18 protein-coding genes and 1 pseudogene are annotated in these 26,504 nt (G+C 72.4%); 5 read left to right on the forward strand and 14 right to left on the reverse strand.

Annotation, left to right across the window (positions count from 1 at the left end; all coding sequences use genetic code 11):
- Positions 1-237: 237 nt before the first annotated feature.
- The 5 genes from ACWCRJ_RS08285 to ACWCRJ_RS08305 form a co-directional block, all read right to left on the reverse strand.
- Complete coding sequence (locus ACWCRJ_RS08285) at positions 238-2,040, reverse strand: protein kinase domain-containing protein (RefSeq protein ID WP_450938549.1); 1,803 nt, start codon at positions 2,038-2,040, stop codon at positions 238-240.
- 132 nt (positions 2,041-2,172) lie between these two features.
- The gene (locus ACWCRJ_RS08290; protein ID WP_450938677.1) at positions 2,173-3,939 is read right to left on the reverse strand and encodes a protein kinase domain-containing protein; all 1,767 of its coding nucleotides are present in this window, start codon (positions 3,937-3,939) and stop codon (positions 2,173-2,175) included.
- 220 nt (positions 3,940-4,159) lie between these two features.
- The gene (locus tag ACWCRJ_RS08295) at positions 4,160-6,898 is read right to left on the reverse strand and encodes a protein kinase domain-containing protein (RefSeq protein ID WP_450938550.1); all 2,739 of its coding nucleotides are present in this window, start codon (positions 6,896-6,898) and stop codon (positions 4,160-4,162) included.
- Between the two features lie 388 nt (positions 6,899-7,286).
- Positions 7,287-9,476 carry a serine/threonine-protein kinase gene (locus ACWCRJ_RS08300; RefSeq protein WP_450938551.1) on the reverse strand — a complete coding sequence of 730 codons (2,190 nt, stop codon included), beginning with the start codon at positions 9,474-9,476 and terminating at the stop codon, positions 7,287-7,289.
- A gap of 206 nt (positions 9,477-9,682) precedes the next feature.
- Complete coding sequence (locus ACWCRJ_RS08305) at positions 9,683-11,389, reverse strand: glycerol-3-phosphate dehydrogenase/oxidase (protein WP_450938552.1); 1,707 nt, start codon at positions 11,387-11,389, stop codon at positions 9,683-9,685.
- A gap of 281 nt (positions 11,390-11,670) precedes the next feature.
- Here ACWCRJ_RS08305 and ACWCRJ_RS08310 point away from each other — a divergent pair, with 281 nt between their 5' ends.
- Complete coding sequence (locus ACWCRJ_RS08310) at positions 11,671-12,879, forward strand: nucleotide sugar dehydrogenase (protein WP_450938553.1); 1,209 nt, start codon at positions 11,671-11,673, stop codon at positions 12,877-12,879.
- A gap of 374 nt (positions 12,880-13,253) precedes the next feature.
- Here ACWCRJ_RS08310 and ACWCRJ_RS08315 read toward each other — a convergent pair whose 3' ends face one another.
- From ACWCRJ_RS08315 to ACWCRJ_RS08330, 4 genes are all read right to left on the reverse strand, one after another.
- Positions 13,254-14,378, reverse strand: coding sequence for a GuaB3 family IMP dehydrogenase-related protein (locus ACWCRJ_RS08315; RefSeq protein ID WP_013001359.1), 1,125 nt, complete (start codon positions 14,376-14,378; stop codon positions 13,254-13,256).
- 114 nt (positions 14,379-14,492) lie between these two features.
- Positions 14,493-15,995 (reverse strand): IMP dehydrogenase, encoded by a 1,503-nt coding sequence (gene guaB, locus ACWCRJ_RS08320; RefSeq protein WP_005481140.1) that lies wholly within the window; start codon positions 15,993-15,995, stop codon positions 14,493-14,495.
- Between the two features lie 176 nt (positions 15,996-16,171).
- The gene (locus ACWCRJ_RS08325) at positions 16,172-16,747 is read right to left on the reverse strand and encodes a sigma-70 family RNA polymerase sigma factor (protein ID WP_005481141.1); all 576 of its coding nucleotides are present in this window, start codon (positions 16,745-16,747) and stop codon (positions 16,172-16,174) included.
- Between the two features lie 268 nt (positions 16,748-17,015).
- Positions 17,016-17,627, reverse strand: coding sequence for a response regulator transcription factor (locus ACWCRJ_RS08330; RefSeq protein WP_003948568.1), 612 nt, complete (start codon positions 17,625-17,627; stop codon positions 17,016-17,018).
- Between the two features lie 392 nt (positions 17,628-18,019).
- Between ACWCRJ_RS08330 and ACWCRJ_RS08335 the strand changes: the two genes are divergently transcribed.
- Complete coding sequence (locus tag ACWCRJ_RS08335) at positions 18,020-18,355, forward strand: WhiB family transcriptional regulator (protein ID WP_450938554.1); 336 nt, start codon at positions 18,020-18,022, stop codon at positions 18,353-18,355.
- Between the two features lie 58 nt (positions 18,356-18,413).
- Here the strand turns inward: ACWCRJ_RS08335 and ACWCRJ_RS08340 are convergent, their stop codons facing one another.
- Complete coding sequence (locus ACWCRJ_RS08340; protein WP_450938678.1) at positions 18,414-19,316, reverse strand: LysR family transcriptional regulator; 903 nt, start codon at positions 19,314-19,316, stop codon at positions 18,414-18,416.
- 465 nt (positions 19,317-19,781) lie between these two features.
- Here ACWCRJ_RS08340 and ACWCRJ_RS08345 point away from each other — a divergent pair.
- The 3 genes and pseudogenes from ACWCRJ_RS08345 to ACWCRJ_RS08355 all read left to right on the forward strand — a co-directional run.
- A pseudogene (locus ACWCRJ_RS08345) lies at positions 19,782-20,039 on the forward strand (MOSC domain-containing protein); the annotation flags it as partial.
- A 135-nt stretch (positions 20,040-20,174) separates the two neighbouring features.
- Positions 20,175-20,948: an SDR family NAD(P)-dependent oxidoreductase gene (locus tag ACWCRJ_RS08350; RefSeq protein ID WP_450938555.1), complete on the forward strand. Its 774-nt coding sequence runs from the start codon at positions 20,175-20,177 to the stop codon at positions 20,946-20,948.
- 115 nt (positions 20,949-21,063) lie between these two features.
- On the forward strand, positions 21,064-21,771 hold the full coding sequence (locus tag ACWCRJ_RS08355) for an ester cyclase (RefSeq protein ID WP_450938556.1): 708 nt from the start codon (positions 21,064-21,066) through the stop codon (positions 21,769-21,771).
- 126 nt (positions 21,772-21,897) lie between these two features.
- On the opposite strand, the gene groL is transcribed toward ACWCRJ_RS08355, so the two are convergent.
- From groL to ACWCRJ_RS08375, 4 genes are all read right to left on the reverse strand, one after another.
- The gene (groL, locus tag ACWCRJ_RS08360) at positions 21,898-23,523 is read right to left on the reverse strand and encodes a chaperonin GroEL (RefSeq protein WP_351402925.1); all 1,626 of its coding nucleotides are present in this window, start codon (positions 23,521-23,523) and stop codon (positions 21,898-21,900) included.
- A gap of 110 nt (positions 23,524-23,633) precedes the next feature.
- Entirely contained in the window at positions 23,634-23,942 is a 309-nt protein-coding gene (gene groES / locus ACWCRJ_RS08365; RefSeq protein WP_003998759.1) for a co-chaperone GroES, read from the reverse strand.
- 205 nt (positions 23,943-24,147) lie between these two features.
- A complete protein-coding gene (locus ACWCRJ_RS08370; protein WP_450938679.1) occupies positions 24,148-25,119 on the reverse strand; it encodes a polysaccharide deacetylase family protein in 972 nt (323 codons plus the stop codon).
- A 290-nt stretch (positions 25,120-25,409) separates the two neighbouring features.
- Entirely contained in the window at positions 25,410-26,417 is a 1,008-nt protein-coding gene (locus tag ACWCRJ_RS08375; protein ID WP_450938557.1) for a polysaccharide deacetylase family protein, read from the reverse strand.
- Positions 26,418-26,504 lie beyond the last annotated feature (87 nt).

Raw genomic sequence — 26,504 nt, forward strand, 5'->3', positions numbered from 1 at the left:
TCCACCCCCGTCGCTTTCCGGTCACAGACCCGTGACGCGGAACGCCGCATATATCCGGTTTGACACGAACGGACGTACTGGCCGGCAGCGTACGAGGACGCCGCCCGGCCACGCTCGGGGGCGGCGCGCCCAGCCGCGTGTCGAGGCGCGCCCAGCCACGCGTCGAGGCGCGCTCAGCCGCGTACCGGGACGCGCCCAGCCACGTACCGGGACGCGCCCAGCCACATACCGGCGCGCTCAGCCGCGGGCGAACGTGTCCACCGCCACGTCGAAGTACTCCTTCGCCTCGCTCACCTTCCCGACCGGCGCCGACACCCACACGTCGTACAGCCGCCCGTCCTGCTCCCAGCACAGGTCGTAGGTGTGCCGTGGCCCCTCCGTCGTGCTGAAGCCGTCCCAGGTGAACTCCCAGAGCGCGGCGGGGCGCCCGCCGTGCGTGGTCTCGGTGACCCTGCCGTCGCGGTAGCCGGGATTCGTCGAGGGCCCCTTCTCGTGGGCGCGCCGCATCACGCCGGCCGGTCCGCCCTCCTGCGGGTCGTCGAGCTTGACGCCGATACGGATCACCGCCCCCGGCGACATGTAGAAGACCCGCTCCCCCTGCGGGTCCCGTGTGAAGTCGTCCGGCACGGCGAGGCTGAAGCCCCGCTCGTCCTCGGCGAGCCGGTACCCCGAGGGCACGGCCGGCGCGGTCGCCGCCCGCGAGCGCGTCACCGTGGGCGTGACGTCGGACGATGTGCCCGGCGTGTCGTCCGTCGACGTACCGGGCGTGCCGGACGTGCCGGGCGCGCCGCCGGACGCGCCGGGCCGGCCCGAGGTGGCCGGCGCACCCGTCGTGCGCGACTCGTCCGGCGTCCGCGGTGCCGAACTGCTCGGCGTGCCGCCGCCTCCCCCGCCGCCCCCGTCCCGCATCAGCAGCGCCGCCGCCGAGACGCCCGCCCCGGCCATCGCCGCCACCAGCGCGGCCGCGACCAGCACGGTCCGGGCGGACTGCGGTTGCCGCTGCTGCGCGGGCTGCTCCCGCAGGGACGCCTCGGGGGCGACGGGCGGGGGCGGCCCCGACGGCGACGGTCCGGCCGCCGCCGGCCCGCGCTGGACGGCGTGCCCGGCCGCGGCCCTCCTCAGCGCGTCCCGCCCGGGGCGCGGCACGTCCCGCCGGGTCGGGGTGTAACCGGCCGACGTCCGCGGGGCCTTGGTCGTCCTCGGTGTCCGCCCGGTCTCCCGGAAGGCCCGCAGCAGCCGTTCCGCCTCCGCCGCGTCGAGGCGCCGGTCCGGGTCGCGCTCCAGCAGCCCCCGCACGACGGGGAGGAGCGGCGCGGCCTGCGCGGGGGGCCGGATCTCGTCGACGACGACCGCGTGCAGGATGCCGCCCAACGAGTCCCGCCGGAACGGCGATTCCCCGCTGAGCACGGCACACAGCAGCGCGCCCAGCGACCACAGGTCGGACTCCGGTCCGGTGCGGGTTCCGGACATCCGCTCCGGCGCGGTGTATTCGGGCGAGCCGACGAAGGACCCGCTCTCGGTGAGCGTGGTCGCGCCGGCGACCTGGGCGATGCCGAAGTCGGTGAGGACGACCCGGTCGGTGCCGGTCTCCATCAGGACGTTCGCCGGTTTGAGGTCGCGGTGCAGCACCCCGGCGTCGTGCGCCCGCCGCAGCGCGCCCAGCAGGGCGATCCCGATCCGCGCGGCCTCGCGCGCGTCCACGGGCCCCTCGGCCTCGATACGCTCCGCGAGCGAGCTGCCGTTGATCAACTCCATGACGATGTACGGACGTTCGTCCTGTTCGACGACGTCGTGCACGACGATGATGTGCGGGTGGCCGAGCCGGGCGACCGCCCGCGCCTCCCGCAGGGTGCGCTCGCGCCGCTGCCGGGACCGCTCCTCGGGGAGCGAGTCGTCGAGGGCCAGCTCCTTGACCGCCACCTGCCGGCCGAGGAGCTGGTCGGTGGCGCGCCACACGATCCCCATACCGCCGCGGCCGATCCTGGCCTCCAGCCGGTAGCGGCCGGCTATGAGACGGACGTTCTCCCCCTCGGTCCCCATACGCCCCATCATGCCGCACCGGACCGAAACCCTCCGGTGCCGCGGGACGGCCTGGCCGACAAGCGACGTACGCGCGGCCCGTGCGCGCCGCGTGCGAGGCTCACGCACACCACGGAACCGCTCGGCCCCGCTTCACTTCTGCGGCGGCCGCCAGCTGCGCAGCACCGTGTAGAACCGCTCCTTCGCCGTGTCCCAGTCCCCGGCGGGCGCGGACATGTAGATCGTGTACTCGACGCCGTCCCGGGAGAGGTACATCTGCTCGATCGCCCGGCGCGGCCCGGGGAACTTGGTGTCCTTCGCCGGCGCGGTCCAGGTGAAGTCCCACAGGGCGCCCGGCCGGTCGCGGAAGATGTTCTCCTCCAGACGCACCCGCCGGTACTCGGGCCGCGCCGTTCTCAGCTGCTCCTCCAGGTCGAGCTGGTGATGGTACGGGCTGTCGAAGTCCGGCGCGTCGTCCACGGCGATCCGCAGGAAGTGCTCACGGTCGTCGGGGGTGTAGTCGATCTGCGTGCCCATCACCTGCCGCTTCCACCCCTTGGGCAGGGCGAGGCTGAAACCCTCCGGGTCCTCGACCCGTTCCCACCCCTCGGGCACGCCGCCGTCCGCCTCGCCCGCGCCGTTCGCTCCGGCCGTGGAGCCGCTCCCCGCGCGCCAGGTGTCGGCGTAGTGCATCGCGACGGCACCGCCACCGCCGATCAGCGCGGCCAGCAGGAGTACGGCCACGACCGTACGACCCCGGCCGCGCCGCCCGGCGGTGGGCGTCGGGGCGGGGGCGGCCGGCGCGGGCGGGACGCCCACAGCCATCGGGGCGGCCGGTGTGCCGAAGCCACCGTCCGCGGCCAGGTGGCCTCCGGCAGCGGGCACGTGCCCCCCGGCGGAGCCCGCGCCCACGGTGGGACGCCCCGTCACCCGCGCACCACCACCCGTATGTGAACCGGGAGTGCCGGGCGCGCCGGACGCACCCTGCGCACCACGCGTGCCCCCACCCTCCGCACCGACCGGCGCGACGGCGGCTCCACCCGTGTCGTCCACCGCTCCCGCCGACTGCTGCCGGGTCGGCACATACGCCTGCGCCACCCGGGGCCGCCGCCCCTCCGCCGCCTCGGCGAGCATCTCCTCGATCTCGTCGGCGGGGGGCCGTGCGGCCGGGTCCTTGCGCAGCAGCGCGGTGATGACGGGCCCCAACGGCCCGGCCGCCACGGGTTCCGCGGCCTCCTCGCCCACCACGGCCTGCATCGTGGTGAGCGGTGTGGTGCGCCGGAAGGGCGACTTGCCCTCGACCGCCGTGTACAGCGTGGCGCCCAGCGACCACAGGTCGGAGGCGGGCCCGGGGTCGTGCCCGCGCACCCGCTCGGGCGCGATGTAGTCGACGGATCCGACGATCTCGCCGGTGCGGGTGATGGTCGTGTCGCCCTCGACCTGCGCGATACCGAAGTCGGTCAGCAAAACCCGGCCGTCCTCGGCGAGCAGGACGTTGCCCGGCTTCACATCGCGGTGCAGGACGCCGGCCCGGTGGGCGGCGCCCAGCGCGCGCAGCACCCACATCCCGATCCGCGCCGCCTCCCGCGCCTCGACGCGCCCCCGCTTTTTGACCGCGTCGGCCAGGGAGACGCCTTCGACCAGCTCCATGACGATCCACGGCCGGTTGTCGTGCTCCAGCACGTCGTGCACGGTGACGACGGCCGAGTGGTTGATCCGTGCCGCCGCGCGCGCCTCCGCCCGGGTCCGTTGCAGCAGGACGGCCTGGTCGCTCTCCGAGACATAGAGCGCGGCCGTCAACTCCTTGATCGCGACGGTCCGGTGCAGCACCTCATCGTGCGCACGCCAGACCCGTCCCATGCCCCCGCTGCCGATCGTGTCGACCAGCCGGTAGCGCTCCGCGAGGAGCAGCCCCTGCATCTGATTCACGTTGCCCCGCAATGTTCTTGACAGGGTCACATTAGGGAGCGGCTCGCGCCCCGGGGAACCGGCGGGGCCGCACAGGGACAGCACTGTGACGGTTCTCGCTTCCGCCACCGGAGCGCAACCTTCCGGAGCCCGCGCGACCAAGCACCCGTCCGCCCTCCCGAGGAGCCGGTTCGCCCGCGCGCGGCGCCCGTTCGGCCTGCCCGGGGAGCCGCTATCCGGTCACCTTGTACGTGGCCGCCGCCTGCTCGTACAGCCGAGTGACCTCGTCCCGCTCCGCCTCCGGCCCGCGCAACTGCACCACGTGGTACCGCCCGTCGAGGAGGATCGCGAGATTCCGTACGTAGACGCCGCGCCCCTCGGAGTCCTGCCAGGTGAACTGTCCCTCGGCCGAGGACACACCGCCGACCTCGATCAGTCGCATCCCGGTGGAGGTGGCCCAGGACGAGTCGCGGAACGGCTGCAACTCGCGCTCGTCCTCCCGCTGATACTTCAGCGGATCGCCGCCGTACGTCGCCCTGCTGTCCCGCCCCGGCACGAGTATCAGCTCGAAGTCGCCCTGGGTGTACACGATCTGACCGCGCCCGTTCTTGCCGCTGCGGTCCCAGCCGCTGGCGACCGCGACCTGGAACCCCTCGGGGTCCTTGCGCAGGGTGAACCCCTGGGCGACCTCGGGATCACCGGTCTGCGTCTGCGTCGAACCGGACGACTGCGACGGGCTCGCCTTGCTCTGGTCCTTCTCTCCGCCGTCGGGGGAGTTCGAGTTCCGGTCGGGCCGGGGCTCGTCGCTCGCCGTGGGCACCGAACTCCCCTGCCCGGCACTGTCCGTACGGGTGCCCGTGTCCCCGCCCTGGCTGCCCGGCGCGGCCTTCGGCATGAAGACCACGGCGTACGTGAGGGCCGCCACCAGCGCGAGCAGGATCAACAGGAGCAGGTTCCGGCCCAGTTTGCGGGGCTGCGGGGGCTTCTGGCGGGTGCGCTTGTGGCGGGCGTGCGCACTCGTCGCGGGCAGCCCCGCGCGGCGCCTGCGGACCAGTTCGCCGCGTCGCCGTACGATCGGCAGCCGGCTCGCGTCCACGGGTGGCGTCGGCACGACATGCGTACCGGCCTCGGGCTCGGGCGCCGACCGCACCAGTGAGCGCAGCCAGCCGCGCAGTTCCTCGAAGTCCAGCCGCTCGGTGGGGTCCTGGCGCAGCAGGGACTCCACGACCGGCCGCAGCGGCCCGCACTCCTCGGCGAACGCGGGCGGTTCGGCGCACACCAGCTGCACCAGCTCGGCGGTGTTCTCCTCCGGGTACGGCGCGTGTCCCTGCACGGCCCGGAACAGCAGCGCCCCGAGCGCCCACAGATCCGTCGACGGCCCGATCGGCGCCGCCAGCTGCCAGTTCTCGTGCACCGGCCCGGCCTGCTCCGGCGCCCACCGCTCCGTGACGGGCCCGACCACCGCCATCCGCGCCTGGCGCGCCCGCTCGGCGGCGAGCGCGGTCGCGGGCCCCCGCCGGGCAGCGGCCCCGCCGCCCACGCCGTCCCAGGCGACGCCGTCCTCGCCGCCCCCGGGATACGGACCGGCCGTGTCCCGCACGGAGTCGGTGTGCCCGCCGGCCACCAGGTGCGTGCCGGTGTCGCCGCCGTCGAAGGCGTCATCGGCCCGACCGCCCACGGCCGGGGCTCCGCCGAGCGAACTCGCGGCGTACGGCGAGGAGTTCCCGGCGGCCGGAACCACCCGGCCGTTGCCGCCGGGCGCGGCCGTCGTGCCGCGTGGCCCGGCACCGTGCCAGGCGCTCGTGGCGCCGCCGTTCGCGAGGACGCCGTAGGGGTCGGCTATCCGGCCCAGCGGCACCGGTCGTGTCCCCGCGCCGGAGGCGGGGTCGCCGTCGCGCCCCGGTCCCGTCGCCGAGGTGTCCTGCGGCGCCGGCCGCTGCGCGGGCAACCCGGCGCCCGGCCCGCCCCGTTGGTCGTCCTGCACCCGGGCCGCGGCCCGCGCGCCCGCCCGGTACGCGGCGATCGCGCCCGCCCGCGCCGCCCGGGCGTCCCCGCCCGCCTCCAGCGCGCGCTGCCCCCCGGAGGGATCGCCCGGGGCCGTCGCGCTTCCCGCTCGTGCCTCTATCGCCGCCCGCCGCGCGGCCTCGGGGTCCTCGACGGCGCCCCCGGGCACGCCGGCGCGGGCGCCGCCGAACGTACTCGCGCCGGTGCCCCCGGGCGCCGACGCCCCGCGCGCCGCGGGAAGTCCACCGGGCGGCACCGGGTCACGGTGTGCGAGCCGACCCCCGGCGGGTCCCACGGCAGGCACTCCCGCGCCACCGCCGGGAGCCCCGGGCGGCGTGTCCTCGAACTCCCGCACGGGCACCGGGTCGTACCCGCACAACGCCTCTTCGGCCGCCCCGGCGGCCAGCCCGGTCAGCATCACCCGGCCGTCGTCGCAGATCAGCACCGTACGGGCGGTGATGTTCCGGTGGACCCAGCCGTGGGCGTGCAGCGCCCGCAGCGCGGTGAGCACGTCGGAGGCGATCTCGGCCGCCCGGTACGGGGTCAGCGGCCGGTCCGCGAGCAGTGCGGCGAGGGGCCGCGCGGGCACCAGTTCGCTCACTATCCACAACGAGCCGCCCTCGGCGAACACGTCGAAGACCTGGTCGAGCCGCGGATGGTCGGGGATCTGGGCGGCGGCCTGCGCCGCCTCGATGGCCCGCCGTACGGCGGGGTCCGCGGACCGGCGCGTGGCCCGCCCCGCGCCCCGGCCTCCTCCGCCGTCCCGCGCCACATAGCCTTCGGGCAGCCCGTCCGCGTCGAGCATCTCCGCCTCGACGACCTCGGGCAACGGCACCTGGCGGACCAGGACTTCCTGTCCGCTGTAGGTGTCGAAGGCGCGGAGCTCCGAGGCGGGTTCGTACTCGTCGGAGGGCGGCAGCGGCAGGCGATAGCGGTCGGCGAGCACGCGCCCCGCGTATGCGTCCACAACGCCCTCCCCCGGCCGCCCGGTTGGTCAATTCCGTTCGCCTTGTGTCCCGTTCCGCTCTTGATGCGTACGGTCCGCAGCCCTACACGATACGTGCCGGAGGCAACTCACATTGACTCGATGCGATATCTCGTTCGTCTCGAATGTGCTCGAACGCATCCGATCTTCCCCGGAAGCAGCGCTCCCGAACTCACCAGGCGGGCACAAGTGCCGAAGCCGAGGTCACAGCGGGGAGGCTCACCCCCGGCCCCGAGCCCGCACGCCCCCGTACGGCACCCCGAGCCGAGGCACGAAACCGCACACGGCCCCGGCTCTGAACGCACCGGCGCACAACACCCCACCCGCGCACGCCCCCGCGCGCACCGTCACGGGCGGGGCACCCGGCGCCTCACGACTTCGGCTTGAACGTCTTCGTGAACGTCCGCCACGTGTCCTTGCGCAGCTCACCGCTCCACTTGGACGCCTTCGCGGTGTACATCAGCGCGTAGCCCTGCCGGGAGTCGACGACGAAACCGCGGTCGATCGACCGGTACTTCGTCCCGCTCTCCACGTAGGTGAACTCCCAGTCGGCCGCGTTCCAGCCCCGGTAGTTCACCGCCTCTATTCGGATCCGCTTGTACTGCGAGCGGACCATGTACTGCTCCTGGGTCTTCCAGTCCGCGACCGGGTCCGTCTTCGGCGTGCTCGTCCAGCCGACGAGCAGCCGCTGCCCGTCGGGGCCGGAGAAGCGGGCGCCCGCCGCGTCCGTCGACTGGTACTTCCACCCGTCGGGCAGCCCGATCGAGAACCCCTGACCGCTCTTGTACGTCTCGGTCGCGATGGTGCCCGAACCGGAGCCGCCCTCGCCCACCGAGCCGTTCGACCCGCCCGTGGGGTTCGGTGAACTGCCCCCGGCGCCGCCCGAACCGCCGGCCTCGTCCTTCGTGTCACCGTCCGGACTGGGGTCGGACCCCTTGTCCTTCCCCTTGTCCGCTTCCTTGCCGCCCTCGCCGTCCTTGGTGTCCGCGTCCTTGCCGTCGGCGTCGCTCCCCGACGCCGCCCCGCTGGACGCGGCCGCCTTGGTGTCGGCGCCCTTGCTGTTGTCGGAACCGCCGTCGTCGTTGCCGAGGGTGAGGGCGAGGACGGTCCCGAGGACGACCAGCACCACGGCCACGGCGATGACGGCCAGGGTCCGCCGCGACACCACGTCCGTGATCGGCGCCCGGGGCACCGGACGCGGCGGCAGATCCGGCGGCGGCACCTGGGGCCACCCGGAAGTCCGCTTCGCCGACACGGAGTTCCCCGCACCGTCGCCCGCGCTCGCGCCGGCCGCACGCGGTCCCGGCACCCCTGGCGCCGACGTGCCCGTGGGCTGCTTCGCGCCGCCGCCCTTCGCGGCATCGGCACCCGACGCCACCCCGACGGAGGCGGACCTCGTCGTCACGGCCGCCGAGGACGCCGCCGCAGACGCGGCACCCGCCTTGCCCGAAGCCCCGCCGGAGCGCGCGCCGGACGTCCCACCCGAGGCGGCGCCACCGACACCGCGCGCCACACCGGCACCCACACCGGCGGCAGCGGCCCCCGACGCGCCCTTCCGCATGGACCACCGGGGCGCCCGCGGCCGCTCGCCACCGCTCTCCTTGGCCCCGGCGCCCGCGGAACCACCCTTCTTCGGGCGCTCCTCCGGCACCGGCGGCAGCGGCACGACCCGCGTCGCGTCCACCGGATCGGCGTCCTTCGGATCGGGCGCGTGGATCACGGTGTTGAGCATCGCCCGCGCGCCGGCGTCGTCGAGCCGCCGCTCGGGGTCCTTGGTCAGCAGCCCGAAGATGACGTCCTTCAGGGGGCCGGCGCGCTTGGGCTCCGGCACCGGCTCGGTCATCACCGCGGTCAGCGTCGCTATGGCCGACCCCTTGTCGTAGGGCGGCACCCCCTCGACCGCCGCGTAGAGCAGACCGCCGAGCGACCACAGGTCGGCCGCGGGGCCGGGCTTGTGACCGCGGGCCCGCTCCGGCGAGATGTACGAGGGCGCGCCCACGAGCATGCCGGTCGAGGTGATGGAGGGGTCGCCCTCGACCTGGGCGATGCCGAAGTCGGTGAGGACGACCCGGCCGTCGTGCTTGTCGATGAGGACGTTCGACGGCTTCACGTCCCGGTGCAGGATGCCCTCGCGGTGCGCGGCGCGCAGCACGTCGAGAATGGCGAGCCCCACCTCGGCGGCCCGTTTGGGTTCCAGCACGCCGTCCTCACGGATGGCCTCGGCCAGCGACTTGCCCTCGACGAGTTCCATCACGATCCACGGACGGTCGTCCTCGTGCACGACGTCGAAGACCGTCACCGCGGCGTTGTTGCGGATCCTCGCGATCGCCTTGGCCTCGCGCAGGGTGCGCGTGATCAGGCGCCGCTTCTCGTCCGCGTCGATGCTCGACGGGAACCTCAGCTCCTTGACGGCGACCGTACGGCCCAACGTCTCGTCCTCGGCACGCCACACCGTGCCCATACCGCCGCGACCGAGCACCCCTCCCAGCCGGTACCGCCCGGCGAGGAGACGTGCGTCCTTGTCCTGACGGGATTCCCCAGCCCGCTCCGCCTCCGACATGCGTCCCCTCATACAACCCGCCCTGACAGAGCCTCCATTGTCACCCACCCGCCAACCGCCCCACGCCCAGGGCCCCCTCAACCAGCCACGGCGGCGGCTGAGAGGGCTTCAGAGGCGCATGGGTACGGGGCGGACAGGGACCGGCGGGGGCCGGCGAGGGGGGGCGGACACCGGCCGCCGTCCCCCGCGGCCCCGGCCGCGCGCGACTACAGCGGCACGATGTCCGGCGCCCCCAACCGGGCGGCGTCCGCCGTCAGATCGTCCGGCTGCCGCTGCGATTCCCGCTCCGCCTCCACCCTCTTCTCGTAGTGTTGGACCTCCCGCTCGATCTGGTCCTTGTCCCACCCGAGCACCGGGGCCATCAGCTCCGCCGCCTCCCGCGCGCTGCGCGTCCCGCGGTCGAAGGTCTCGATCGAGATCCGCGTCCGCCGCGTCAGCACGTCGTCGAGGTGCCGCGCCCCCTCGTGCGAGGCCGCGTACACCACCTCGGCCCGCAGATAGTCGTCGGCCGCGTGCAGCGGTTCACCCATCGACGGGTCGGCCGCGATCAGTTCGAGCACCTCCTCGGTCGCCGACCCGTACCGGTTCAGCAGGTGCTCCACCCGCACCACGTGCAGCCCGGTACGCGCCGCGATCCGCGCCCGCGCGTTCCACAGCGCCCGGTACCCCTCAGCGCCCAGCAGCGGCACGTCCTCGGTGACGCACTCCGCGACCCGCTGGTCCAGCCCGTGCACGGCGGCGTCCACCGCGTCCTTGGCCATGACCCGGTACGTCGTGTACTTCCCGCCGGCCACGACCACCAGTCCCGGCACCGGATGCGCCACGATGTGCTCGCGCGAGAGCTTGCTGGTGGCGTCCGACTCCCCGGCGAGCAAGGGCCGCAGCCCGGCATAGACCCCCTGCACGTCGTCCCTGGTCAGCGGCACGGCGAGGACCGAGTTCACATGCTCCAGCAGATAGTCGATGTCCGCGCTGGAGGCCGCCGGATGCGTCTTGTCGAGGTCCCAGTCGGTGTCGGTCGTCCCCACGATCCAGTGCCGCCCCCAGGGGATCACGAACAGCACGGACTTCTCGGTCCGCAGGATCAGCCCGGTCGTGGAGTGGATCCGGTCCTTGGGTACGACCAGATGGATGCCCTTGGAGGCCCGTACGTGGAACTGACCCCGCTCACCCACCATCGCCTGGGTGTCGTCGGTCCACACCCCGGTGGCGTTCACGACCTGCCGGGCGCGGATCTCGTACTCCCCGCCGGCCTCGACGTCCTGCACCCTGGCCCCGACCACGCGCTCGCCCTCGCGCAGGAACCCGGTGACCCGCGCGCGGTTGGCGACCTTCGCCCCGTACGACGCGGCCGTGCGCACCATCGTGGCCACATAGCGGGCGTCGTCCATCTGGGCGTCGTAGTACTGCAATGCCCCGACCAGCGCGTCCTTCTTCAGACAGGGCGCGACGCGCAGGGCGTGACCGCGGGTCAGATGACGGTGGACCGGCAGCCCCCGGCCGTGCCCGCGCGCCATCGACATCCCGTCGTACAGCGCGACGCCCGAGCCCGCGTACCACCGCTCCCAGCCCTTGTGCTGCAAGGGGTAGAGGAACGGCACGGGCTTCACCAGATGGGGCGCGAGCCGCTCCAGCAGCAACCCCCGCTCCTTCAAGGCCTCGCGCACGAGGGCGAAGTCGAGCATCTCCAGATAGCGCAGACCGCCGTGGATCAGTTTGCTGGACCGGCTGGACGTGCCCGACGCCCAGTCACGTGCCTCGACCAGGCCCGTGGACAGGCCGCGGGTCACGGCGTCCAGGGCCGTGCCCGCACCGACCACGCCACCACCCACGACCAGCACGTCCAGCTCGCGCTCGGCCATACCCGCCAGTGACTCGGCGCGCTGCGCCGGTCCCAGTGCCGCTGTCCTCACCGCTGCCTCCTGCTGTCGGTCGCGCCGGCCTCACCTGTCCATACCTCTCGGACGAGACCCGGTACATGTCCCCCTGCCCAAAATTCTGACCGCCCTGCCCGACTTCGGCCACCACCCGCCCGCGGCCTGTGGATAACTCCGCAGGACGCGCACAGAAAAACAACTCCACAATCCCGCATATCGGTCATATTTACGCCTAGTGTGACATTGCGCTCGCTCGTCCAGTCCACAGGGCTTGCGCGTCTGTCCCGCTTCGGTTATTGGGAAGGACGGCCCACGCCATGCCCGCAGATCTCGCCGTCATCGGACTCGGCCAGTTGGGGCTGCCGCTGGCCCAGGCCGCCGTCGCCGCCGGCATCCCCACGCTCGGTTACCGCACCGGCCCCGACTCCGGCTCCCTCACCCCCGGCGAACTGCGCCGCATGCTCGCCCGCGGCTTCAAGCCCACCACCAGCCCCGCCGAACTCGGCCGCGTCCGTACGGCGGTCATCTGCGCGCCCACCCCCCTCGGCGCCGACGGCTCGCTCGACCTCACGCAGGTCGAGGAGGCCGCCCGCACGCTGGCCGCCCGGCTGCGCCCGCACACCACGGTCATCCTGGAGTCACCGGTCCCCCCGGGCACCACCGGGGAACTCCTGCGCCCCCTCCTCGAAGAAGGCTCCGGCCTGCGCGCCGGTCGCGACTTCCACCTCGCCTACTCCCCCGCGCGCGTGGACCCGGGCAACCGCGACTTCGGCCCCGCCAACACCCCCAAGGTGATCGGCGGCCTCACCTCCGCCTGCACGGAGTCGGCGGCCGCCTTCTACGGCCGCCTCACCGACAAGGTGGTACGCGCGCGTGGCCTGCGCGAGGCGGAGACGGTCCACCTCCTGGAGACCAACTACCGCCACGTCAACATCGCCCTGGTCAACGAGATGGCCGCCCTCTGCAACGACCTGAACGTCGACCTCTGGGACGTCATCCGCTGCGCCGAGACCAAGCCTTTCGGCTTCCAGGCCTTCCGCCCCGGCCCCGGCGTCGGCGGCCACGCCCTCCCCCAGGACCTCTCGGGCCACGCCCCCCGCTCGCTCCGCATGGTCGAACTGGCCCAGCGCGTCAACAACCGCATGCCCCAGTACGTCGTCCAGCGCGCCGCCACGCTCCTCAACGAGCACGGCAAGTCGGCCCGTGGCGCCCGTGTCCTCCTGCTGGGCATCACCTACAAGCCCGACGTCCCCGACCAACAGGGCACCCCCGCCGACGAGATCGCCCGCCGCCTCATCGAACTCGGCGCCCACGTCAGCTACCACGACCCGCACGTCCCGACCTGGAGCGTCCTCGACCGCCCCATCCCCCGCGCCGACTCCCTCTACGAGGCCACCGCCGACGCCGACCTGACGATCCTCCTCCAGCAGCACCGCACGTACGACCTCCAGGGCCTGTCGGTGAAGGCCCAGCTCCTGCTGGACACCAGGGGGGCCACGCCCACGGGGGCGGCGCACAGGTTGTGAGAGGGGGCGCGCGCCACGGCCCCGGCCTCCAGGGCTGGTGGCAGACACCGCCCCGCCCCGGTACCGTACGAAAACAGGTGAAGCCCACCGCAGTTGGCCCTGCGGCAGGCTCCTGGATGGTTCACGGAGTGTCCGCCCCTATTTGGTGTGGGGGCGGCCGCTCACCATCCGAAAAGCCGCAAGATCCACCTCCTCCGGCACTTCACCATCCGAAGACGGAGTCGGTCCCAGCGGGTGGGCTTGCGGTGGCGTCCCATGGGAGCCCCCACCCCACAACTCACGCCCCCACCACCCCACTTGGGCACACAAAAGGGCCCGGTCACCCCAAGGCGACCGAGCCCTCAAACCCCGCTCAAGCCAAGCGCGGCGTCACGTCACCGCATGTGCTGCGAGTCCGCCACCGTGACCTCGACCCGCTGGAATTCCTTCAGCTCGCTGTACCCGGTCGTGGCCATCGCCCGCCGCAGCGCGCCGAAGAGGTTCATGGAGCCGTCGGGCGTGTGGGACGGCCCGGTGAGGACCTCCTCGATCGTGCCGACGGTGCCGAGGTCGACCTTCTTGCCGCGCGGCAGCTCCTCGTTCACCGCCTCCATGCCCCAGTGGTTGCCCTTGCCGGGCGCGTCCGTGGCGCGGGCCAGCGGGGAGCCCATCATCACCGCGTCGGCGCCGCAGGCGATCGCCTTCGGGATGTCGCCGGACCAGCCGACACCGCCGTCGGCGATGACGTGCACGTACCGGCCGCCGGACTCGTCCATGTAGTCCCGGCGGGCGGCGGCGACGTCGGCGACCGCCGTGGCCATCGGGACCCGGATGCCCAGCACGTTGCGCGTGGTGTGCGCGGCACCGCCGCCGAAGCCGACGAGGACGCCGGCCGCGCCGGTGCGCATCAGGTGCAGGGCGGCCGTGTAGGTGGCGCAGCCGCCGACGATCACGGGGACGTCCAGCTCGTAGATGAACTGCTTCAGGTTCAGCGGCTCGTGCGAACCGGAGACGTGCTCCGCCGACACGGTCGTACCGCGGATGACGAAGATGTCGACGCCCGCGTCCACGACGGCCTTGGAGAACTGGGCCGTGCGCTGCGGGGAGAGCGCGGCGGCGGTCACGACACCCGAGTCGCGCACCTCCTTGATGCGCTGCCCGATCAGCTCCTCCTTGATGGGAGCGGCGTAGATCTCCTGGAGGCGGCGGGTCGCGGCCTCGTCGGGCAGGCCGGTGACCTCGTCGAGCAGTGGCTGCGGGTCCTCGTACCGGGTCCACAGGCCTTCGAGGTTCAGGACGCCGAGGCCGCCCAGCTCACCGATGCGGATCGCGGTGGCCGGGGAGACGACCGAGTCCATGGGGGCGGCCAGGAACGGCAGCTCGAAGCGGTAGGCGTCGATCTGCCAGGCGATCGAGACCTCCTTCGGGTCCCGCGTACGGCGGCTGGGGACGACGGCGATGTCGTCGAAGGCGTACGCCCGGCGGCCGCGCTTGCCGCGCCCGATCTCGATCTCAGTCACGTCTGTGGCCTTTCCCTGATGCGTTCAGCGTCTACCAGTATCGCCGACGGGCACGACGAGGGCGGCCCCGGATGCCCCGGGGCCGCCCTCGCGAAGCCTGGCGACTACGTACGGCTACTTACGGCTGTAGTTCGGCGCCTCGACCGTCATCTGGATGTCGTGCGGGTGGCTCTCCTTGAGGCCCGCGGAGGTGATCCGTACGAAGCGGCCCTTGGTCTCCATCTCCGCGATGGTGGCCGCGCCCACATAGCCCATGGTCTGGCGCAGACCGCCGACGAGCTGGTGCAGCACATTGCCCAGCGGGCCGCGGTAGGGCACCTGGCCCTCGATGCCCTCGGGCACGAGCTTGTCGTCGGCGGCGACCTCGGCCTGGAAGTAGCGGTCCTTCGAGTACGACCTGCCCTGGCCACGGGACTGCATCGCGCCGAGCGAACCCATGCCCCGGTACGACTTGAACTGCTTGCCGTTGATGAACTGCAGCTCGCCGGGCGACTCCTCGCAGCCCGCGAGGAGGCTGCCCAGCATGACGGTGTCGGCGCCGGCGGCGAGCGCCTTGCCGATGTCGCCGGAGTACTGCAGGCCGCCGTCGCCGATGAGCGGGACGCCGGCCGGGCGGGCGGCGAGTGAGGCTTCGTAGATGGCGGTGACCTGCGGGACACCGATACCGGCCACCACCCGGGTCGTACAGATCGAGCCGGGACCCACGCCGACCTTGATGCCGTCGACACCGGCGTCGATCAGTGCCTGAGCGCCGTCGCGGGTGGCGACGTTGCCGCCGATCACGTCGACGGAGACGCTCGACTTGATCTTCGACATCCAGCTCAGGGCGTTGCTGTTGTGGCCGTGCGAGGTGTCGACGACCAGGAAGTCCACACCGGCCTCGGCGAGGGCCTGGGCGCGCTCCAGCGCCTCGGGACTGGCGCCCACGGCGGCACCGACGATCAGCCGGCCCTCGGAGTCCTTGGCGGCGTTCGGGTACTGCTCGGCCTTGACGAAGTCCTTGACCGTGATGAGGCCCTTGAGGATGCCCGCGTCGTCGACCAGGGGAAGCTTCTCGATCTTGTGGCGGCGCAGCAGCTCCATGGCGTCCGCGCCGGAGATGCCCACCTGGCCCGTGACCAGCGGCATGGGGGTCATGACCTCGCGCACCTGACGGGAGCGGTCGGTCTCGAAGGCCATGTCGCGGTTGGTGACGATGCCCAGCAGCTTCTTGTTGCCGTCGGTCACCGGGACACCGCTGATGCGGAACTTGGCGCACAGGGCGTCGGCCTCGCCGAGCGTGGCGTCCGGGTGCACGGTGATCGGGTCCGTGACCATGCCGGACTCGGAGCGCTTCACGAGGTCGACCTGGTTGACCTGGTCCTCGACGGAGAGGTTGCGGTGCAGTACGCCGACGCCGCCCTGGCGGGCCATCGCGATCGCCATGCGGGACTCGGTGACCTTGTCCATCGCCGCCGAGAGCAGCGGGATGTTGACACGGACGTTGCGGGAGATGCGGGACGAGGTGTCGACCGCGTTGGGGAGCACCTCGGATGCGCCCGGCAGCAGCAGCACGTCGTCGTAGGTGAGCCCGAGGGTCGCGAATTTTCCGGGCACTCCGTCGACGTTGGCAGTCATGACACCTTCCCCAAATGGCCTTGATCGGTGCGGATGTCCATGCTAACGGGAAGCGTGGGGCACACATTCCACGGTACGAAGTGATACCGGGCTTCGTATGTTCGTACGGAGAATACGGAGAACGCACCCCGCGTGTTCATGCGCGGCGTCCGGGGAGCCCGTACGAGCCCGCGCGGCTACTGCTCGGCCAGCGCCCGGAGCCTGCTCAGCGCACGGTGCTGTGCCACCCGGACCGCGCCCGGTGACATGCCCAGCATCTGTCCGGTCTCCTCGGCCGTGAGCCCCACCGCGATCCGCAGCAGCAGCAGCTCCCGCTGGTTCTCGGGGAGGTTGGCCAGGAGCTTCTTGGCCCACTCGGCATCGCTGCTGAGCAGGGCGCGCTCCTCGGGACCGAGCGAGTCGTCGGGGCGCTCGGGCATCTCGTCCGAGGGGACGGCCGTCGACCCGGGGTGCCGCATCGCGGCACGCTGGAGGTCGGCGACCTTGTGGCCGGCGATGGCGAAGACGAACGCCTCGAACGGCCGGCCGGTGTCCTTGTAGCGCGGCAGCGCCAGGAGTACGGCGACGCAGACCTCCTGCGCCAGGTCCTCCACGAAGTGCCGCGCGTCACCCGGGAGCCGGGACAGACGGGTGCGGCAGTAGCGCAGCGCCAAGGGGTGGACATGGGCGAGCAGATCGTGCGTGGCCTGCTCGTCCCCGTCGACGGCGCGATGCACGAGCGCACCGATCACTGTCGTCTCGTCGTCGCGCATCGGTCCATGGTGCCTTGCGGCCGTCCGGTCCGTGGCGCCACGTCCATGGTTGTGCACCGAAGCGTTATGAGCAGGTGCGCCGGAATCCATCTCCTGCGCCCTCCCCTCCCGCTCGTTCGACTGCTCCCCGAGAAGCTCCACACCTCAAGGATGCGGCATCCGCGGCGAAACGAGCAGCGGGCACCCGCGCGGCCCCGCTCACCTCGCGGTAAGCGCCCCCGCCCGCCTCATGGCAGGCGGGGTCTCCCGAACCCCCGTCGCGGCTCACCTAGCGGACCAGGCCCCAGCGGAAGCCGAGCGCCACCGCGTGCGCGCGGTCCGAGGCGCCGAGCTTCTTGAACAGACGCCGGGCGTGGGTCTTGACGGTGTCCTCGGAGAGGAACAGCTCACGACCGATCTCGGCGTTGGAGCGGCCGTGGCTCATGCCCTCCAGCACCTGGATCTCACGCGCGGTGAGCGTGGGCGCGGCGCCCATCTCGGCGGAGCGCAGCCGGCGCGGGGCCAGCCGCCAGGTCGGATCGGCGAGGGCCTGGGTCACCGTGGCGCGCAGTTCCGCGCGGGAGGCGTCCTTGTGCAGATAGCCCCGTGCCCCGGCGGCGACCGCGAGGGCCACGCCGTCCAGGTCCTCGGCGACGGTGAGCATGATGATGCGCGCCCCGGGGTCGGCGGACAGCAGCCGCCGTACGGTCTCGACGCCGCCCAGTCCGGGCATGCGTACGTCCATCAGAATCAGATCCGAGCGGTCGGCCCCCCAGCGGCGGAGGACTTCCTCGCCGTTGGCCGCCGTGGTCACGCGCTCGACGCCGGGCACGGTGGCCACCGCGCGGCGCAGCGCCTCTCGGGCGAGCGGGGAGTCGTCGCAGACGAGGACGGATGTCATGGCCGCCCTCCGCAGCTGATGCGCGTCACCTTGAGCCTCCAGGCTGGTACGAAATCGTCACCTGTGCGGTCGACACTCACGAGCGGACACGAACGCCTGCCCGAGCGCTTGTTCCTTCAACCGCCTCCGCCCGTCTCAACGACGGTCACTCGAAAGAGTTACGGGATGGCTGGCTACCTTCGGCACTCTACGTGAGGGCGCGCACACGGTGCAGACATGCACAACGGACCCTCAATGTTTCATCACAACCTATGCCCCATTCAGCCGTTTTTCTTCCCATTTCTTGGTGTCTGAGGCTAGATTCGCAATGAGTCATATTTTCATCTCCTTAGATAGTCGATGTACGGTCATGGGCAACATCTCCGCCCATAACGGCAACAAGGGGACACGTAATGGCAGATTTCTCCCGCCTTCCCGGACCGAACGCTGATCTGTGGGACTGGCAGCTCCTCGCGGCATGCCGCGGGGTCGACAGCTCACTCTTCTTCCACCCCGAAGGAGAACGCGGTGCGGCACGGAGTGCTCGTGAGAACTCGGCCAAGGAGGTCTGCATGCGGTGCCCCGTCCGCGCCCAGTGCGCGGCCCACGCCCTCGCGGTGCGCGAGCCGTACGGCGTGTGGGGCGGGCTGACCGAGGACGAGCGCGAGGAACTCATGGGCAGGGCGCGCCACCGGCTGGTGACGGCGTCCGCGTCGGCGCCGGGGAGCGACACCGCCTCGGACGACTGAAGGAACGTTTCTCTAGGATGTCGACGGCCTGGAGACCGTCCGGCGCCACCGTCCGGCGCTAGCGCGCGGCCGCTCCGGCCAGCCGGTCCAGCGTCGCCGCGACCGTGGGCACCTGGGCCAGGTCCGGCAGGGTGAGCGCCACGATCTCCCGGCGCACCACCGGCTCGACCGACACCATCCGCACACCCTTGGGGCGCACGGACTCGATGGCCAGCTCCGGCAGCACGGCGACCCCGAGGCCCGCGCCCACCAGGCCGACCACCGCCGGATAGTCGTCGGTCGCGAAATCGATGCGGGGCGTGAAACCCGCGCTCTCGCAGACCCGCACCAGCTGCCCCCGGCAGCGCGGGCAGCCGGCGATCCAGGGCTCCCCAGCGAGTTCCCCGATGCCGATGGACCGCGTACGGGCCAGCCGGTGCCCCTGCGGTACGAGGCCGACGAGCCGGTCCGTGAGCAGGGGCCGGACGACCAGGTCGGCCCACTCCCCCTCCTCCGCGCCCGGCGCGCCCTCGTACCGGAAGGCGAGCGCGATGTCGCAGTCGCCTTCGCGGAGCATCTCGACCGAGCGCGGCGGTTCGGCCTCTTCCAGGGAGACCCGGGTGCCGGGGTGGGCGGCGCGCAGGGCGGCCAGGGCCGTGGGGACGAGGGTGGAGCTGCCGCTGGGGAAGGAGACCAGGCGGACCCGGCCGGCACGCAGTCCGGCGATGGCGGCGACCTCCTCCTCGGCAGCCGTGAGCCCGGCGAGGATGCCGGCCGCGTGGCGCACCAGGGCCTCGCCCGCCTGGGTCAGCCGCGTCTCGCGGCCGCTGCGCACGAGCAGCGGTGTGCCGACGGAGGATTCGAGCGCCTTCATCTGCTGGCTGACGGCGGGCTGGGTGCAGCCGAGTTCGCGTCCGGCCGCCGAGAAGGAGCCGGTGGCGGCGACGGCGCGCAGGACACGGAGATGGCGGGCCTCGATCACGGGATCGAGCATAAGCGGAGCTTGGACAGCGTGCCGAATATCGCGTCGACGCTTTGACCCACGGCCGCATAGCGTGCCCCTATGAAGCTTCTGTCAGTCAACTTCTCTGCCCGAAGGACCGAGCCCCTTGACTCGGCCCGAAGGGCGTTGATTGCAAGTGGAGCGTGACTGGCTGCCACGTGGTCCCCTGCGTCCGGTGCGGCAAGCCGCACTGGGGCGATTGACTGCGCCCCGCTGCCACACGTCCCGAAGGACGAGGGAGTCGCCGCGAGCCGCCTATGGGCGACTCAAGTCTGTTCGGGCTGGTCCTGGCGTGGAAACCGTGTCCCCACCGGCGTGTGGTTCGTGCCTTCTCGCTCGCAGCCCGTGCGAGGCACGCTACCGCATCCGAGGGCGGTGTCCCGCCCTGGAGGCGAGAATCCCCGTTCCTTGCCCTGCTCCTCGGGGAGTTCGATGCCCTCCCGGGGTGAACGGCAGTGGGTCAAGCGCTTCACGCGCCAGGGCGCGCCCGGCGCGTATCTGCGGGTGATCCAGCCGGGCGAGATCCGTGCGGGCGACCCGATCGAGATCGTCCACCGTCCCGGCCACGACATCACCGTGGCCCTGTCGTTCCGCGCCACGATGAACGAACACAGCCTGCTGCCAAGGCTGTTGGCGGCGGGCGACGCGCTGCATCCGGAGCTGCTGGAGATCGCGCGGAAGTACGTGGCGGCACAGGGGTGACGGGCCGGCCCCGGGGCGGGGCGTCGGTGAAGGTGCCGCGCCGGGGCGGGTGTTCACCGAGGGGCCCGCGAAGCCGCTGGTGAACGTGCGGTGGAGCGAACGGGTCCGCACAGCCCCGGTCACTACGCTTGTGCCATGACAACGGCTCTGATTACGGGATCGACCGCGGGGATCGGTGCCGCGTTCGCGCGGCGCCTGGCGGCGGACGGGCACAACCTGGTGCTGGTGGCGCGTGACACCAAGCGGCTGCGGGAGCAGGCGACCGAACTGCACGACCGGCACGGCATCGAGGCGGAGGTGCTGACGGCGGACCTCGCGACGGACGACGGCATCGAGACGGTGGCGCGGCGGCTGTCGGACCGCAAGAACCCGGTCGACCTGCTGATCAACAACGCCGGCTTCGGCAACAAGGGCCGCTATCTCGATGTCTCCATGGCCGACGAGCTGAGAATGCTGAAGGTCCACTGCGAGGCGGTCCTGCGTCTCACCTCGGCGGCCGGCGAGGCCATGCGCGAGCGGGGCCGGGGTGGCGTGGTGAACGTGGCGTCCGTCGCCGCGTTCGTACCGCGGGGCACGTACGGGGCGTCGAAGGCCTGGGTCGTGCAGTTCACGCAGGGTGCCGCGCGGGACCTGGCCGGCACCGGGGTCCGGCTGATGGCCCTGTGCCCCGGCTTCGTCCGCACCGAGTTCCACGACCGGGCCGGCATGGGCACCGACAGCATCCCGTCCTGGATGTGGCTGGACGCCGACAAGCTGGTCACCGCCGCCCTCGCCGATCTGTCCCGGGGCCGGACCGTCTCCATCCCCGACCCGCGCTACAAGGCCCTGATGGGTGTGGTGAAGGTGGTGCCGCGGGGGCTGCTGGGCGGGATCAGCTCGAAGACGGGGCGGAAGTACGGGCCGCAGTAGCGGGGGCGGCGGCCGCATAGCGGTGGGCCCCGGCGGCGTCCGGGGGTGAGAGGCGACGGGTGCCGGGGGACAATGGAGCTGTTCACCCGGACGCAGGGGGGCCGGAGGCGGTCTCATGACATTCGTGCAGCTCATCGACTGCAGGACCAGCCGGTTCGACGAGATGAACCGGCTGATGGACACATGGGTCGAACAGACCAGGGGCAAGCGGACGGCGACGCACAGCGTGATCGGGAAGGACCGGTCGGACGGGTCGCACTTCGTGGAGATCGTGGAGTTCCCGTCGTACGAGGAGGCGATGCGGAACTCCGGGCTGCCGGAGACGGAGCGGATCTTCCAGGAGATGGTGGCGCTGTGCGAGGAGATGCCCACCTTCACGGATCTGGACGTGGTGCGTGACGAGCAGCTGTACGCCGGGACGGCCCGGCGGTTCCTCGCGACCATCGCCGCCGAGGGCGAGCTGCCGCCGCTGGACGGTCTGCTCGTGGAGGACTATCACGACCACGTTCCCTCGGAGGAGCCGGACGCCATCGGGATGGACGCGTTCCGGCGGACCGTCGAGGAGTGGCGGCGCGGCTTCGACTTCGCGTTCACCGTGGAGGACCAGATCGCCCAGGGTGACCGGGTGTGCACGCGGTGGACCTGGAACGCGACCCACAAGGGGGACTTCCTCGGGATCCCCGCCAGCGGCAGGGCGGTGCGGATGACGGGGACGATCGTGCACCGGTGCGCTTCCGACGGGAAGATCAGCGAGGGATGGTGGGAGTACGACCGGCTGGGGCTGATGGGGCAGTTGGGCGCGCTCGACGACCTGGAGAAGTAGGCGGGGCGACCGGAGCGGCCTGAGCAGCCTGAGCGGAACGGGCTGCGACGCGGGAAGGCCCGGCACCCCCCTCGTGCGGGGGTGCCGGGCCTCACCTGTCGCTGTGCCCTGCCGACGTGGCTGACGTCAGTGGGAGTGGCCGTGGCCGCCGTGGCCCGCGTCGGCCGGCTCCTCTTCCTTCTTCTCGACGACCAGGGTCTCGGTCGTCAGGAGGAGGGAGGCGATGGAGGCGGCGTTCTCCAGGGCGGAGCGGGTGACCTTGACCGGGTCGATGACGCCCTGCTTGACCAGGTCGCCGTACTCGCCGGTGGCGGCGTTGAAGCCCTGGCCCTTGTCGAGCTCGGCGACCTTGGAGGTGATGACGTAGCCCTCCAGGCCGGCGTTCTCCGCGATCCAGCGCAGCGGCTCGACGGCGGCCTTGCGGACGACCGCGACACCCGTGGCCTCGTCGCCGGTCTTGCCGAGGTTGCCCTCCAGGACCTTCACGGCGTGGACGAGCGCGGAGCCACCACCGGAGACGATGCCCTCCTCGACCGCGGCGCGGGTCGCGGAGATGGCGTCCTCCAGACGGTGCTTCTTCTCCTTCAGCTCCACCTCGGTGGCGGCGCCGACCTTGATCACGCACACGCCGCCGGCCAGCTTCGCGAGGCGCTCCTGGAGCTTCTCGCGGTCCCAGTCGGAGTCCGTGTTCTCGATCTCGGCCTTGATCTGGGCGACGCGGCCCTGCACGGCACCGGAGTCACCGGCGCCGTCGACGAGCGTGGTGTCGTCCTTGGTGACGGTGACGCGGCGGGCGGAGCCGAGCACGTCCAGGCCGACCTGGTCGAGCTTGAGGCCGACCTCCTCGGAGATGACCTCGGCGCCGGTCAGCGTCGCCATGTCCTGGAGCATCGCCTTGCGACGGTCGCCGAAGCCGGGGGCCTTGACGGCGACCGCGTTGAAGGTGCCGCGGATCTTGTTCACGACCAGGGTCGACAGGGCCTCGCCCTCGACGTCCTCGGCGATGATCAGCAGCGGCCGCGAGGCGTTGGACTGGATGACCTTCTCCAGCAGCGGCAGCAGGTCGGCGATGGCGCCGATCTTGCCCTGGTGGATGAGGATGTACGGGTCGTCGAGGACGGCCTCCATACGCTCCTGGTCCGTCACGAAGTACGGCGACAGGTAGCCCTTGTCGAAGGCCATGCCCTCGGTGAAGTCCAGCTCCAGACCGAAGGTGTTGGACTCCTCGACGGTGATGACACCGTCCTTGCCGACCTTGTCCATCGCCTCGGCGATGAGCTCGCCGACCTGGGTGTCCTGGGCGGACAGACCGGCGACGGCGGCGATGTCGGACTTCTCGTCGATCGGGCGGGCGGTCGCGAGGAGCTCCTCGGACACGGCCTTGACCGCGGCGTCGATGCCCTTCTTCAGGGCGGCCGGGGAGGCGCCCGCGGCGACGTTGCGCAGGCCCTCGCGGACGAGCGCCTGGGCCAGCACGGTGGCGGTGGTCGTACCGTCACCCGCCACGTCGTTGGTCTTGGTCGCCACCTCCTTCACCAGCTGGACGCCGAGGTTCTCGTACGGGTCCTCGACCTCGACCTCGCGGGCGATGGTCACACCGTCGTTGGTGATGGTGGGGGCGCCGAACTTCTTGTCGATGACGACGTTGCGGCCGCGGGGGCCGATCGTCACCTTGACCGTGTCGGCAAGCTTGTTGACGCCGCGCTCGAGGGCGCGACGGGCGTCCTCGTCGAACTTCAGGATCTTCGCCATGGGAGCGGTTCAGCCCTCTCGGAAAACGTGGGTGAAACGAACTGCGCCCCCAACGCCCGGCTGATTAGGTCGCGGGGGCCAGGGGCGCAGCTCAAAAAACGATGGGTGAATTACTTCTCGATGATCGCGAGCACGTCGCGAGCCGAGAGGACGAGGTACTCCTCGCCGTTGTACTTCACCTCGGTGCCGCCGTACTTGCTGTACAGCACGATGTCGCCGGTCTTGACGTCGAGCGGCAGGCGCTCGCCGTTCTCGAAGCGGCCCGGGCCCACGGCCAGGACGACGCCCTCCTGGGGCTTCTCCTTGGCGGTGTCCGGGATGACCAGGCCAGAGGCCGTGGTCTGCTCGGCGTCGAGCGGCTGGACCACAATGCGGTCCTCGAGCGGCTTGATGGCAACCTTGGAGCTGGTGGTCGTCACGATCCGACCTCCCCCTTCGGAGATCTCACGGGGTTAACTGTCTGAGGTGGCGACCAGGTGGATCCGTCGTCGCGGGTGCCGGACCTGCCCGTCGCTGTTTGGCACTCTCCAGGGGGGAGTGCCAGACCTGAGACTATGACCGCGATTAGCACTCGGTCAAGCGGACTGCTAATCGAGTGGGTCGCGGCGGGTCGGCGGGGGTGCCTCAGAGGTAGTCCTCCAGACGTGCGACCGTCAGGCCCTGGGCCTGGATCCGGCGCAGCAGCCGTGCCGTCATCTCCGTGAGGGTCGCGCCCTGGAGCTGGTCCGGGCCCCGGAACTGGGCCAGGACGATGTCGCCGGGGCGCAGGCGGTCGCCGACGGCGTAGCGGAGGTCGTTGATCTGCATGGACGCCCGCCACAGGACGACGGCCGCGATGCCGCAGTCGGCGGCGGCGCGGAGCGTGGTGGCGTCGTGGACGCCGTAGGGCGGGCGGAAGAGGGTCGGCCGGGTGCCGAAGCGCTGCTTGAGCTTGTCCTGCTGGCCGCAGATCTCGGCGCGCTGCCCGGCGTACGGCAGGCCGCGCAGGGCGGTGTGGTCGAGGGTGTGGTTCTGCACGGTCGCCCCGACGGCCCGCAGCCGCGCGAAGTGGCCGTATCCCGGCCCCACGACACTGTCCGTCAGGAACATGCTCACCGGCAGCCGCAGCTCGCGGACCATGTCGACGAACGCCGGGTCCTTCTCGGCCCCGTCGTCGTAGGTCAGGAAGACCACCTTGTCCCGCGTCGGAACCCGGTCCACGACGGGCGGCAGCCCCGGCCCGGCCGCGCGGAGTCGGGAAGGCCGGTCGGGACGCGTGGGCGGCGGAGCGAGGGGGGCGGTGAGGCCCCAGCGGCGGTACGGGGGCGCGTGCCCGGGAGCGTGGGGATCGGCCGGGGTACGGGGCGACGCGCCGCCCGCGCGGGGGTGGGGAGCGGCCGGGACCGGGGCACGGCCGCCCGGGGGCGCGGTGGCCGAGGCCGACGTCCGGGCGGCCGCCGGGGCGGAGGGCGGGCTCGTCCCGCGCGTCGGCGGGCGGCCGTTCGCCGTCGCTTCGGCTCCGGGCCCCTCGTCGCGGGCCGCGCGGCCGACGGGATCGGCCGCGCATCCGGCGAGGAGCAGGACGGCGAGGGCCAGGAGCGCGGAGAGGGCGGCCAGGGCGCGGGCGACCGGCGCACGGGGTGCCGTCGCGCACGCCCGCAGGGCCCCGCGCGCTCGCCCCTCCCGCGCCGCCCGCGCCCGGCGCCCTCCCTGCCCCGCGAGGCCCCCCGAGGTCTCATCGCCGACTCCCCCTCCCGCCGCGCCCCCGCTCCACACCGGTCGCCCCACCCACGCCCCGCGTTTCACGCGCCCCACACGGTTCTCCGAGGCATCACGGGTGGCCTTCCCTCCCGCCGCGCCCCCACCCCGCACCCGGCCCCCTCCCCTCCGATGTCGTCCGGCGCCCCTCACAGGTAGTCCTCCAGCCTCGCCACCGCGTAGCCCTCGGCGGTGACCAGGTTCAGGAAGCGGCGCATCATGTCGGACATGGTGCCGTTCCAGTCGGACCTGCCCCGGAAGTGGGTGAGGACGATGTCGCCGGGGCGGAGCGCGCGGTCCGCTTCGCGGTAGTCCCAGCGGTCGACGAAGACCTCCTCGTTCCAGAGGGGGACGGCCTCGATGCCGCAGGAGCCGGCGGCGCGGAGGGTGTCCCGGTCGTAGCTGCCGTACGGCGGCCGGAACAGCGTGGGCCGCTTGCCGTACCGCTTCTCGATCACGTCCTGCATGCCGCAGATCTCGCGCTTCTGGGCGGCGTAGGAGAGGGCGGGCAGATGGCGGTGGTGCAGGGTGTGGTTGTCGAGGGCGACGCCCCGGTCCCGCATCCGCGCGAAGTAGCCGTAGTCCTCCTTGATCAGGTAGTCGGTGAGGAAGGCGGTGTACGGGATGCGCAGCTCGCTCGTCATCCGCAGGAACTCGGGGTCCTTCTCGGCGCCGTCGTCGATCGTGAGGAAGAGGATCTTGTCGCGGGTGGGAACGGTCGTGAGGACCGGGGGGAGACCGTCCTCCTCGTGGCCGTCGACCTCGAACCCCGCGCGCGTCCTGAGCACCGGCTTGCGGGCCGGAGGCGCCGGCGCGAGCAAGGGCACCTCGGCCAGCCCCCAGCGTTTCGCGGCGGCGACCCGCGCGGCGTGCGCCCGGCGCAGCTTCCCGACGTACGCGTCGAGGGCACGGGCGCCCGGCGCCTCGAAGGGCCGCTGCCCGCGCTCCTGGCCGTGCACGGGCCCCGCGGTGCCCCACCGCCCGGGCGGGTCCCCCTCCGGGCCCTCCTCCCGGCCGCCCCCGGCGCACCCCGACACGATGACCGCGGCGGCGAGCACGGCGATGCCGCCCCGGACCCCGTCGGTCCCCCTCGCCCTCCCCTTCCAGAAACTCGCCCGTTTCGCACTCTTTACATCATTTTGTCGTACGAGTCGCATGGCGTCGCATCCTCGCAGGACGGCCCCTCCGCACGGCCCCGACACCGCCAACCGGCCCCCACCATCCACCGACTGGCCCACGCCCCC

It is taken from the genome of Streptomyces sp. NPDC002324 (assembly GCF_053593335.1).